This window comes from Dietzia sp. DQ11-71 (assembly GCF_014144995.1).
Taxonomy (GTDB): domain Bacteria; phylum Actinomycetota; class Actinomycetes; order Mycobacteriales; family Mycobacteriaceae; genus Dietzia; species Dietzia kunjamensis.
On the sequence record NZ_JAALDT010000112.1, the window covers coordinates 1 to 12,162 of the forward strand.

General features: G+C 71.3%; 8 protein-coding genes, 1 tRNA gene and 1 pseudogene. 5 read left to right on the top strand and 5 right to left on the bottom strand.

Annotated elements, in window-relative coordinates; all coding sequences use genetic code 11:
• The coding region (locus G6023_RS04580) for a UvrD-helicase domain-containing protein (protein WP_182634204.1) at window positions 1-2,811 on the bottom strand (2,811 nt) is incomplete at its 3' end.
• The gene (locus tag G6023_RS16255) at window positions 2,808-5,732 is read right to left on the bottom strand and encodes a PD-(D/E)XK nuclease family protein (RefSeq protein ID WP_132062294.1); all 2,925 of its coding nucleotides are present in this window, start codon (window positions 5,730-5,732) and stop codon (window positions 2,808-2,810) included. The genes G6023_RS16255 and G6023_RS04580, both read right to left, overlap by 4 nt.
• A gap of 142 nt (window positions 5,733-5,874) precedes the next feature.
• Between G6023_RS16255 and G6023_RS04590 the strand changes: the two genes are divergently transcribed.
• A tRNA-Asp gene (locus G6023_RS04590) sits at window positions 5,875-5,948 on the top strand.
• A gap of 55 nt (window positions 5,949-6,003) precedes the next feature.
• On the opposite strand, the gene G6023_RS04595 is transcribed toward G6023_RS04590, so the two are convergent.
• Window positions 6,004-6,861, bottom strand: a complete 858-nt coding sequence (locus G6023_RS04595; protein ID WP_182634205.1) for a T3SS (YopN, CesT) and YbjN peptide-binding chaperone 1 — start codon at window positions 6,859-6,861, stop codon at window positions 6,004-6,006.
• Window positions 6,862-6,865: 4 nt separating this feature from the next.
• Window positions 6,866-7,456: an HD domain-containing protein gene (locus G6023_RS04600; RefSeq protein WP_067715507.1), complete on the bottom strand. Its 591-nt coding sequence runs from the start codon at window positions 7,454-7,456 to the stop codon at window positions 6,866-6,868.
• 211 nt (window positions 7,457-7,667) lie between these two features.
• On the opposite strand from G6023_RS04600, the gene G6023_RS04605 reads away from it, so the two are divergent.
• The 3 genes from G6023_RS04605 to G6023_RS04615 are packed head-to-tail and all read left to right on the top strand — an operon-like array spanning window position 7,668 to window position 9,185.
• On the top strand, window positions 7,668-7,976 hold the full coding sequence (locus G6023_RS04605; RefSeq protein WP_067715410.1) for a hypothetical protein: 309 nt from the start codon (window positions 7,668-7,670) through the stop codon (window positions 7,974-7,976).
• Between the two features lie 32 nt (window positions 7,977-8,008).
• Complete coding sequence (locus G6023_RS04610; RefSeq protein ID WP_235027716.1) at window positions 8,009-8,950, top strand: WXG100 family type VII secretion target; 942 nt, start codon at window positions 8,009-8,011, stop codon at window positions 8,948-8,950.
• A 7-nt stretch (window positions 8,951-8,957) separates the two neighbouring features.
• Window positions 8,958-9,185, top strand: a complete 228-nt coding sequence (locus G6023_RS04615) for a hypothetical protein (RefSeq protein ID WP_007626596.1) — start codon at window positions 8,958-8,960, stop codon at window positions 9,183-9,185.
• A 9-nt stretch (window positions 9,186-9,194) separates the two neighbouring features.
• Here G6023_RS04615 and G6023_RS04620 read toward each other — a convergent pair whose 3' ends face one another.
• Window positions 9,195-10,253, bottom strand: coding sequence for an NAD(P)-dependent alcohol dehydrogenase (locus G6023_RS04620; protein WP_067715405.1), 1,059 nt, complete (start codon window positions 10,251-10,253; stop codon window positions 9,195-9,197).
• 191 nt (window positions 10,254-10,444) lie between these two features.
• Here G6023_RS04620 and G6023_RS04625 point away from each other — a divergent pair.
• Window positions 10,445-12,086 (top strand): annotated as a pseudogene (locus G6023_RS04625) (AMP-binding protein).
• Window positions 12,087-12,162: the final 76 nt, after the last annotated feature.

The following is a 12,162-nucleotide window of genomic DNA, read 5'->3' on the forward strand; positions in this document are numbered from 1 at the left end:
GGCGAGCCGCTCGGGAAGCGGTCGCGGCTCCGCCACCTCGTCTTGGTGCTCGCCCGTGTCCGCGTCGGCGGTCCTGTCGGCCACCTCCGCGTGCACGATCCGGGTCGCGGACCAGCCGGCGCGCTCGGCGGATCTCGCCGAGATCTCCCGGCTGCGCTCGCTCCACTCGGCCGCGTCGGGCACGTCCACGGCCGGTGTCGCCGCGGCCTCGAGCAGGTCCTGTCCGTACTCGGCCAGCGGGGGTGCATCGGCCTCCTCGACCACCGACCCGAACAGGGAGCCCCACAGTTTGCGGGGGGTCTTCTTCTGGGTAAGGACGTAGCCGTGTCCTGACACGGCAAGGCGGGATTCGGCACGGGTGGCGGCCACGTAGAGCAGGCGGACCCGCTCGGCCAGCGAATGCGCGCCCTCGCGTTCGGAGGCTCGGCCGAACGCGGGGTCCCGCACGATCGTGGAGAACGAGGCCGCAGGTCGTGGCGGGTCGTCGTCGGTCCACAGGAGCCGGGCCCGGTCGGCGGGCCACTTCCGGCTCATCCCGGCGACGATGACCATCGGGTACTCCAGCCCCTTGGAGGCGTGGATGGTGGTGATGCGGACCGCGTCCACCCCGATCTCAGGGATCGCGGCCTCGGGGACCCGGGCGTCCTCCGCGGTCAACGCCAGCGCCCAGTCTGCATAATCGCGCAGGTCGGCGCGTGCGGAGTCGGCGGCGGACTCCTCCCATTGCCAGGCGTGCTCGATGACGAATCGAATCCGGCGCCACAGGTCGCGCTGGCGGGGCGAGTCGGCGACGGCCTCGAAGACCATGCGGTCGCGGACGAGTTTCTCGAGTAGCTCGCCGGGGCGTCGGGTGTCCCGGGACAGGGCCGAGAGGTACCCCATCGCCTCGGCGACGGGCGACCCCACGAGGTCGGCGGGAGCCGGGGCACCGGGCGCCCAGGAGCCCCCGGCGGCGCGCCAGCGCAGGAGGTCGTCGTCACCGCAGCCGAACAACGGTGAGCGCAGTGCACCCACCAGGGAGGCCTCGTCGGCGCTGTTGGCCACGGCGCGGACCGCGAGCAGGAGTTCGCGGATCTCGGGTGTCCCGTAGACGATCGACGAGGCCTCGGTGCGGTAGTCGATCCCGGCGTGGTCGAGGCAGGTCTCGAGCATGGGTAGTGAGCCGCGCGAGGGCAGGAGGATGGCGATGTCCCCGAGTCGCAGTGGGCTCTGCTGACCTTCCTTGGACTCGTGGGTCCACCCCTCGCGGATCGCCGTGGCGATCACCCGGGTGACATCAGCAGCCTCGGTCCAGTGTCGCCGGTGGTCCTCGCTCGCATCCGGCGGGCAGTGCGGGGGCGCGTCGTCGGTGCGGAAGACGAAGGGACGGGGCCCGTGGGCGGGGTCGTACGGCGGTCGGTCGGGGGCGGGTTCGAGGTCCCGATACTCGGGCTGGACGCCGTCGGTCGCGGTGAGCACCTCGGAGAACACCTCGTTGACCCAGTCGAGGACCGGGCGTGAACAGCGGAAGTTGGTGCTCAGCCGCTCGATCTCGATACCGGCCTCGTCGCGGCCCCGGGCGCGGAGGTAGGTGGCGATGTCCGCGCGCCGGAACCGGTAGATGGACTGCTTGGGGTCTCCGACGGTGAACAGTCGGCCGGGCTCGGGCCCGGAACCGTCGGCTGCGGCCGTGAGCAACTCGGCGATGTCGAGCTGGATGGGATCGGTGTCCTGGAACTCGTCGATGAGGATCCGCCGGTAGCGCGCCCTGACGCGTTCGCGGACAGTCGGGTTCTGCAGCAACTCGCGCGCCAGGACGAGCTGGTCGTGGAATTGCAGTGTGCCGTGACGGCGACGGTCGGCGGCGTGTCGGAGCACCACCGGGACGAGAGCGTCGAGAACCACCGCGATGCGGGGACGCCAGTGCGCTTCGAGGATCCCACCGCAGAGGCCGGGGAGCTTCCTGATGTCCTCCTTGATGGAGTCGAGCGCTTCCTTGCCTCCCCAGCTGGCTCCCTTTCCGCCGCGTCCGACCCCGATCGGATTCGCGAGAAGCTCGACCCACGTCGGTGAGGCTGCCGGATCGGCGGTCGAGGCCTCGAGGTTCTCGAGCCAGGTCTGGTGCTTGCCGAGCGTCGCGTACATCAGGTCCGTCTCGTCCTGGCAGGCGTCCCGCCACCCGACGATCGATCCCACCGTGGCGACGACCTCGGCCAGGTCCGGTGTCCCGGGCAGTTCGGCGGCACCCGCGTACTGGGGCTCGGTGGGCAGGCGGTCCCAGTCGCGGTGCAGTGCCTCGACGACCTCCCGGAAGGCGTGGGTGCTCACGCCGGCGTCGAGCATGTCGTCCACGGCGCGTGCGAGGTTGCCTGTCCGGGCGGCGGTCGGGCCGCTGCCGAACAGGACGGTGGCGCACTCCTGCCACAAGGCCTCCACGGCGGTCGCCTCGGCGGTGTCCTGTTGGGCGGTGACCCTCGGCGGGATCCCCGCTTCCAGCGGATTCTCGGAGAGCAGACGCAGGGCGAAGGAGTGGAGGGTGCCGATGGCGGCGGTGTCGAGCCCCGCCAGGGCGGCGTCGGCGCGGTCATCGCCGTCGGCACGTTTGTCGACCAGCGTCACCCGGAGCCGGTCGCGGAGTTCGGCGGCCGCTTTCTCGGTGAACGTGATCGCCGCGATCTCCTCGACGGGCACTGCGTCCTCCAAGAGGAGCGCACCGAGGCGGCTGACCAGTGCGTGGGTCTTGCCGGTGCCGGCCCCGGCCTCGACGAACAGGGTCGCCGAGGTGTCCGTGGCGACGCGGGCACGGGCGGACCGGTCGGGCAGCTGGCTCATGCGGACGTCTCCGATTCGATCTCGGTCGGGTCGGCGGCGAGGAGGCCGTCGAACGCGGGGTGGGACGCGACCGGATCCTGTCGGGAGAGTTGCTCCCAAATTCGGTCGAGTTCCGCACCCCCGATGAGGTTCGCGAGGTCGCGGGAGGAGCCTCGCCCGCCCTTGAGCGGGAACCATCCCCGTTGGAGGGCGTCAACAAGATTGCCCACGTCCTCGCGGACCTTGTCCATCACCTCGACGGAGACGCCGAGAGAGATCCGCTCGAACTCCCCGCGCTCGGTGCAGTACCAGTACCGCACCTCGCGGACCGGCAGATCGCCGGCCGTCTCCGCGGCGGCGGCGTAGAGCGGCAGCTGGAATCGCGTGCCGGAAAGGGTGGGATCGTCCTCTGTCGGCCGGTCGTCCTGTCCGGGAGGCTTACCGGTCTTGTAATCCGTGACCCGCAGTGCGTCCGCCCGCTCATCGAGCCGGTCGATGGACCCGGCGAGGAGCACCGATGTCGTCCCCCGGGAGGTCGTCACCTCGAACGGGATCTCGACGACCGGGCCGTCGGCGTCCCGACGCCCGAATCCGAGCTCGGTCGCTGCCGGGCGCCACCCGGTCTCGAAGTCCGCCTCGTCCTCGGCGAACCACCGGTCGAGTTCGGCTGCGAGCAGGATCTCCCGCCGACGCCACAGTGAGGCGACGAGGCCGGGCGAGGTCGCGATCGCGGCCTCGCATTCACTGCGCAGCGCTCTCATGAGCAGGTCGCGGTCGGGTCCGGACCCGGTCTCGAGTCGATCGGAGATGTAGCGCTGGAGGATCCTGTGCACGAGATCGCCGTAGTCGCGCAGGTCCATCTCGATGTCCGCAGCCGGGTCGTCGAGTGTCCGGACCCGGAGCACCGTCGAGAGGAAGAACAGGTAGGGGCTCTGGGCCCAGTCCTCCAGTCTCGTGGGTGAGAGCGGGTGGTCGAGGACGGTGAGCAGGTCGGCGGCCGACGAGACGTCACCGGTGAACCGCGTGAACCGGCCGCGCCGACGGTCCTGACGCATTTCGTGGGCGCGGGCGATCAATTCAGGGGCCCCGGTCCGGGGCTGCCAACCGTTGACGGAGAGTTCCCGGATCCGCAGTTCAGAGGGGGTGGCCGGATCGGAGCCGAGCGCGGCCGGCGGGGTCAGCACGCCCTCGACGAACGAGGGCACCGCGGTGACGGCCGGGCATCCGGCGACGTCTTCCTGCCACGTGGTGGCGCGAACCGGCTTCCCGGCGAGACGGGTCAGGGTGGGCAGTAGCCAACGGGAGGGGATCCGGTTGCCGCCGCCTCGCATGGACCCACGGGGCAACGAACACAGGCGGTGCTCGGATCCGGCTGCCAGCGCGAGCTGGAGGACCCGGTACCGCTCGTCGAGCATGTCGGACGACTCGGGCTCGACCGCGCCTTCGGGCACGAGCGGGTCGGGTTTGTGCAACACGGGGAGCAGGCCCTCCGCCATCCCCACGACGCAGACGGTGTCCAGGTCGCGGCCCACGGCATCGTCGATCGGACCCAGGGCGACCCCGGCGCCCTCCTCGCCCACCCGGTCGACGATCCCGTCCAGCCGTGTGGCGACCGCACCGACCACTCGATCCCGGGTGATCGCGGGCGCGATCGCGTCCAGATCGCCGAGGGAACCGATCACCGCGAGGACCGACGCCCGGTCGGGGCTCTGGCGGAACAGTGAGGTCACCAGGCCGGTCACGGCGTCTGCGGCGGCCGTCCAGGTGCGCGCGGCGTCGACGGCGGCGAGTCCGGAACGAACGGTCGCGATCAGGCGCAGCACGGCCGCCGCCGCGGCCCGGTCGGACTCGGCGAGTTCCTCCGGTTCAGCCCGCAGGTGTTCCCCCAGTCGGTCCCAGTCGCCGGCGCCGATGACGGGAAAGCGCGTCCGGGTGAGGATCTCCAACCGCCTGGACGAGACGGCGGCGCCCTCGTCGTCGAACACCACGATCGCCCCCTCGGCGACGATCGAGAGGAGTTCGGCGCGCGGCATACGGTCGGCGTCCAGGCCGAGCAGCCGCACGAGCGTGCGACCGGCACCGGAGCGACCCAACCCCGCGTCGGAGGGACCGTGGACGGCGATCCCGGCTTCGCCGAACGCGCGGTGGAGCAGCCGCAGGTAGGGGTCCGGTGACGGGTAGTAGACGCCGATCCGGTGGCCGGGGACCCCGTCCGCCAGGCGCGAGCGGGCGAAACGGACCACCGCGCGCACCTCGTCATCGGAGTCCGACGCGTGGAGCACGTGCGTGCCGGTGACGGCGTTCCCGGTGCCGGGTTCGGCGGCGGAGGCGAGGTGGTCCGATCCGGTACCGGGCAGGGGAGAGATGCCCCGCTGGTCCAGCGCTGCCCGCAGCCTGCGCTCGGCCTGCGTCCCGCGCAGCGGCGCGGCCAGCACGATCCGGCCCAGCTCGTCCAGGCGCTCCAACGCGACGCTCACGGCCTCGAACTGCGTGTAGTACGCGGCCCCCGTCATCTCATGGGCCTCGTCGGCCAGCCGGAGGACCTCCGAGTGCAGGCGGGTCTGGGCGGTGACCGACCCGGGCTCAACGGTCCCCAGCCGCAGGCAGGCCTGCGCCACGGCCTGCCCGGTGACGGGCTCGGAGGCTACCGCCTCGAGATGCCCGGGGTCGGCGTCCAACGCCTTATCGACGGCGGCGGCCAGGAGCGGGAACGGGAGCGCCGCCCTCGGTGCCTGGGCGGGCGCCGAGAGTTCGCTGATCACCTGGGAGGCGGTCCGGACCGCCACGTTGACGGCCCCACCGTCGAGCGCCAGCGCCCTCACCAGGTCCCTGGCCGCACCGAACGACGGCACCAGGACGGTGATCCGGCCGAGAGGGTCGGTGCCGCGGAGGCGGCGGACCTCGGCGACGAGGGCGCTGGGACGAGCCTGGGTTCCGGTCACACCGCCATGGTGCCCCACGGGTACGACAGGTCCGGGAGGGACGGTCTCGTATCGCCCGTGTGCGGCCGTGCCCCCGGTACGAGGGGGTCGCTGCGGGTCCGTTCATGAGTTCCGCTAATGTCCTACCCCGTGCCACGAGCACGGCCCTGTGGCGCAGTTGGTTAGCGCGCCGCCCTGTCACGGCGGAGGTCGCGGGTTCGAGTCCCGTCAGGGTCGCCGGAGAGAGCCGGTGCATTCAGGTCATCGAATGCACCGGCTCTCGTCTGTGCTGCTACCGCGGCCCCAGCCTCGCCGCGATCGCGTCCCGCGTCGAGGAGAACGTGAACAGGAAGTGTTCGAGCGCTACCTGGGCGTGGCGGGGGAGCAGCGGGGCGACCGGCACGGTGGTCCGCTGCAGGACGTGCCGGCCGTCGAGGATCCACGACGTGCGGTCGTCGTCGAGATTGAGTCGAGCCAGCTCGAGCGCCGCGTCGGACCTGGAGCGCACTCCCCGCACGACCCACGCCCAGATGCGCGCGTACGGCTCGTCCTCGTCGAATGAGACGTGCATCCGGTGGCCGACGTGGTCGGAGACGATGGCTCCGCGGTCGTCGACCACGCAGGCCCGTCCCGTGACTCTCTCGACGATCGCCTCGAACCGTTCCCGGGCGTCCTCGTGGTCGGCCACCTCCACCGCCACGTCGATGGGGTTCGGGTGGTCGGCGGGGTCGTTGCCGATGGGGATCGAGTCCCAGCGGAGCAGACGCAGCGGTCCGGTGTGCCGCCCGACCGTGCCCTGGCAGCGCAGGGTCAGCAGTTGGGGGTGCGGTACCCCGAGCCGGTCGCGGCAGGCATCGACGACCGCCCGGGCGATGGTGGCGGGCGCGGTGGGGGCGGTGTGGGCGATCATCTCCTCCACGAGGGGGTGACCGGCGAGGCGCACGGTCACCCAGGCGCGCTCGCCGCCGGGCGCGAGGTGGACGATGCACCGCCCCCGCGTTCCGGACGCGTCGGACGGCGGGGTGAACTCCATCGCGCCGACCGCCCCCGGCCTGCGGAGATGCCCGGCCAGTGTGGTCTCGAAACCGTCCCAGGGGTCCTCCGCGGGACGCAGCGGCGCGCTGCCCGGGCCGGAGAGCTGGTCACGCACGGCGTCATCCCACCGGTGCGAGGGCGGCCACGTCGTCGACCGCCCGGCGGAGTTCTCGCGAGGCGGTGCAGTCACCGAGCCGTTCGGCGACGGCGTCGGCGATCGCGCGGTAGAACCACAGTTTCTCCTCCGGCCCGGCGTTGAACAGGCCCCACATGTCACCGCCCAGCCGCTCGTGCGCGGTGACCATCGAGCGCAGGTTGTGAATCTTGTCGGCGGCCGAGATGAGCAGGCACTCGTGGGAGTCCTCGGCCAGTCGCGCGAGGTAGCCCTCCTTGCGCACCCGCCACGGCGGGGTCTGGACACCGGCGGTCTTCTCCTCCGACACGCCGCGGACGAGTTCCGTGACCCGCTCGCCGAACTCGGCGGTCATGTCGTCGGCCGAGTACACCGTTGGCGGCACGTCCTCCAGGACGTCGTGCAGCAGCGCCGCGACCGCCACGTCCTCGTCGGAGGTGAAGTCCGAGACGATCAGCGCCACCGCGACCGGGTGGGCGATGTAGGGCGTCGGGTCGTCCTTGCGGGTCTGGCCGGCGTGGCAACGGGCGGCGACCGCGAGCGCGCGGTCGAGGGTGGGGGTCCAGGTGAGCGACATGGTGCACTCCTCGAGGGGAGAGGTCCCGACGCCGGGCGACGCCGCCGGGTCGTGGGTGGAACCGGCGGTGACCGGTGTCCCTTCCACACTCCCGAGTACACACCACGGGTACGACACGGGGGAACCGATCGGCGTGGGGCGCGCGTCGTACATGGTGAGGACGCCACGGGGGCGTCCCGGTAGTAGACCGGAACGACGACGAGGAGGGCTCGTGCCCGACGGGACGATCAGGGCGGATGCCGGGAAGATCGCGAGCGCGGTCTCGGTGTTCCGCGACTGCGGGGAGGCGGCCGCGGAGGTGACATTTCCCGAGGTCACGGCACGTCTGGGCGGCGGTCTTCCGGGCGGGTCGGCGATCGAGCAGGCGGTGGACCGGGCGTGCGGTGCTGCCGCGGTGTGCGCCTCGAGAATCGCGGGTCGGCTCGGGGGCCTGGCCGACTTCGCTGCCGAGGCGCACCGGTTCCTCGAGGCCGAGGATGAGGACTTCGCGGCTCTCCTCGCAGCGGTGGCCCGGCGGTGAGCTGGACAGTCGGCGACATTCGTCGTTGGGACGTGTCCGCAGTGGCGGGCGCCGGCGGCGAGGTCGGGCGGCGGGGCTCGGTGGCGGAGGGCATCCGGAGGGACCTGGTCGACGGTGCGGTGGAGCTGGATGATGGCTGGGACGGGGAGGCCGCTGACGCCGTTCTCGACACCGTGGAACGTGAGAAGTCGCACGTCAGCACGCTGGCTGACGGACTAGAGGATCTGGCTGATGCTCTCCGGAACTCGCACGCTGCGCTGGGGCCGGCAGTTCAGACGGTTCGAGATCGGATCGCCGATGCCGAGGCAGCCGGACTGCAGGTGGGCGAATCGTCGGTGCGTCCGTTGTCTGGTCGCGACGACATCGATCAATCGACGGTAGATGAGCATGCGGAGGCGATCAGCTCCGCGGTCGACACCGTGCGCTCCCTCGATGATCACTACGGGCGCCAGATAGACGGGATCGCCGCCCGGCTGCACGCCGCGATCCCACCTGAGGTCGACCGGTCGCCGATCCCGGGCCCGGACGACCCGTGGCCCGGTCGCGGTGTGGACGCGATGACTGGGGCCGCGTCTCGGGGCTATCCGGACGTCGCCGATGAACTCGATCCACTGACGCGGGGGAAGCACATGCTCAACCCGGCCCCTGACGACTTCGGCAGAGCCGCGGCGACAGGACTGCGGGGACTCGGTAGGGTCGCCGGTCCGGTCGGTGGCGGGCTTACGGTGTACGACGGCGTGAAGGCCCACGCCCAGGGGAAGACGTCGACCGGCGAGGCCGTCGCGGAGACCCTCGGGGCTCTGGGTGGCGGCGCGCTCGGAGGCGCCGCAGCCGGCGCCGTCGCAGGAACGATGTTCGGTCCCCTCGGCACGTTCATCGGCGCCGGCATCGGTGCGGCCGTCGGGACGTACCTGGGACAGCAGGCGGGCGATATGGCTCACGACCGGTACCGGGCCCACACGGCAGAGAGGTGACACGACCATGAGGTATGGGCAGAGATGGGACGACCCGTCGGAACGCGACCCGCACCCCTACGAACACCCCGCCCTGGAACCGGAACCCGGATTCTGGGACGGCAAGTGGGAAGAGTTCAAGCGGCGGTTCATCCAGATGGCCTGGGAGGATCACTACAGCCGGACCGTCCTCATCCTCTCGACGGTGGGATTCGTGGCGACATTCATCTGGATGTGGTTCACCGGTGAAACCTGACGCCCACCCCTAGAACGTCTTGGCGTCGATCACGAACCGGTACCGGACGTCAGAGCTCACGACGCGGTCGTACGCCTCGTTGATCTTGTCCGCCGAGATGAGCTCGATGTCGGCCGTGATCCCGTGCTCGGCGCAGAAGTCGAGCATCTCCTGGGTCTCGGGGATCCCCCCGATCATGGATCCGGTCAGGATCCTGCGCCCGGCGGCGACGGACCCGGCCCGCACCGACATCGGCTCGGTCGGGATGCCGATGTTGACCAGCGCTCCGCGCGGCTTGAGTGTGGCGAGGAACCGGTCCATCGGCAGGCTCGCGGAGACGGTGTTGAGGATGACGTCGAAGGTGCCGCGGAGCTCGCGGAGCGTGGCCTTGCCCTCGTCGCCGGCGGTCGCGTAGTGCTCCACGGCGCCGTACTTCAGCGAGTCGTCCCGCTTGGAGGTGGTCTGCGACAGGACCGTCACCTCGGCGCCCATCGCCACCGCGAGCTTCACGCCGACGTGGCCGAGTCCGCCCATGCCGATCACCGCGACCTTGGTGCCCGGGCCGACATTCCACTGCTTCAGCGGCGAGAACATGGTGATCCCCGCGCACAGCAGCGGCGCCGCCGCGGCCGGGTCGAGCCCGTCCGGTACGGACACCACCATGGGCTCCTCGACCACGATGTGGGTCGAGTAGCCGCCGTTCGTCACCGGGCCCTCGGGGTCGCCCTCGGGCAGCGGGGAGCCGTAGGTCGCGACCGACCCGCGCTCACACTCCTGTTCCTGGCCGGCCTGGCAGGAGGCGCACTCGTGGCAGGCGCCGACCAGGCACCCGACGCCCACGCGGTCGCCCACCGCGTGCCGGGTGACCTCGGAACCGACCTCGCGGACAATGCCGACGATCTCGTGCCCGGGCGCCACGGGGTAGGTGGTCTTCCCCCACTCGCCGCGCACGTGGTGGATGTCGGAGTGACAGATGCCGGCGTACTCGATCTCGATGAGCACGTCGTCCGGGCCGGTGTCCCGACGTCGGATCGTGGTCTTCTCCAGGGGTGCGTCCGGTGCGGTGGCGGCGACGGCGGCGACGTCCATGTGTGGTCTCCCGTTGATCGAGTCGGATTTGTGGTGCGAACTGTCCAGTCGGAGTGCTCGCCACAGTAGAGGCGCGCGCGTTCCGCTGCAGAGAACCGAGCGCCGGGGCGGTTCCGTCCGCGATTCCCTGACGCATGTCAGCGTCGTGGTTATGATCCAGATCACACCGCCACCCGTGAAGGAATTCCCACATGGCCGACACCGTCCGTGAGCAACTCCGCCGCCACGCCGACTCCGATTCCGTCGCGATCCGCTACGACGACACCTCGATCACCTGGCGTGACTACCTGGCGGGCGCCGACGCCCGGGCCGGCGCCGTCACGGGGATGTTGGATCCCGCGCGGCCGCTCCACGTGGCCACGCTCCTGGAGAACACCCCGGAGATGCTCTTTGCGTTGGCGGCGGGCGCGGCGGGCGGGTACGTCACCGTCGGGCTCAACGCGACCCGCCGGGGGGAGGGGCTGGCCCGTGACATCCGCAAGGCGGAGTGCCAGGTCATCCTCACCGACTCCGAGCTTAAGCCGCTGCTGGACGGCCTCGACCTGGGCGAGGTCAGCGTGATCGACACCGATTCCGACGAGTGGGCGGCGCTGGTGGCGTCGTCGTCCGCCCCCCAGGACCCGCCGCCGGTGGAGGCCATGGACCCGTTCATGCTCATCTTCACCTCGGGCACGTCGGGTGATCCGAAGGCGGTGCAGGTCGGCAACTTCACGGTGACGATGTCCGGAGAGAACCTCGCGCCGTCGTTCGGTCTGACCTCCGAGGACGTGCTGTACCTGTCCATGCCGTTGTTCCACTCCAACGCCATCATGAGCGGCTTCTCCCCGGCGATCGCGGCGGGCGCCACCATGGCGCTGGCCCGCCGGTTCAGTGCGACCCGGTTCGGGGACGACATCCGCCGCTACGGCGTGACCTACATGAACTACGTGGGCAAGCCGCTGGCCTACATCCTCGACACCCCGCCCCGCCCCGACGACGCCCAGACCACGCTCCGCGCCGCGTTCGGCAACGAGGCCGCGGCCAAGGACATCCCCGCCTTCGCGCAGCGGTTCGGGTGCGAGGTCCGCGACGCCTACGGCTCCACCGAGCTCGCGGTGATCATCGTGCGGACCGAGAACTCGCCGCTGGCGTCGATCGGGGAACCGTTCCCGGGGGTCGCCGTGTACGACCCCGCGACCGGGGAGGAGTGTCCCCGCGCGGTGTTCGACGACGACGGCGCCGTGACCAACCTCGATGAGTGTGTGGGCGAACTCGTCAACACCGAGGGGGCGGGGTTCTTCGCCGGCTACTACAACGACGACACGTCGACCTCCGACCGCATGAGGGACGGGATGTACTGGTCGGGCGATCTGGCCTACCGCGACGCGGACGGCTTCGTCTACCTGGCCGGGCGCAGCGGGGACTGGCTGCGCGTCGACGGCGAGAACATGGCCACCGGCATCATCGAGGAGATCCTGCTGCGCAACCCGGCGGTCTCGCGGGTCGCCGTCTACGGTCTGCCCGATCCGCGCGGGGTGGGTGACCAGCTCGCCGCGGCGATCGTCCCCCGCCACGACTCGGAGTTGGAGCCGGCCGCGTTCGAGCAGTTCCTCGCCTCGCAGCCGGACCTGTCGCCCAAGGCGTGGCCGCGCTGGGTCCGGATCTCCGTGGACCTGCCCACCAGCGACCAACAAGATCCTCAAGCGGGAGCTCGTCAGGCAGGGCGTGGGGGCCGCCGGCGCGGACGGCACAGGGTCTGACGGCACAGGGGCAGGCGCCGCGCCGGCGGACACCTGGTGGGAGCGCGACGAGCGGGGCACCGCGTACACCGAGCTGGCCGGGGCGCGGGTGTAGTGGTCTACGTCGTCACGCGGTTCGACTTCCGCGCGCCGGGCGCCGGGCCGGAGGAGCGCCGGGACCGCTACCGCGC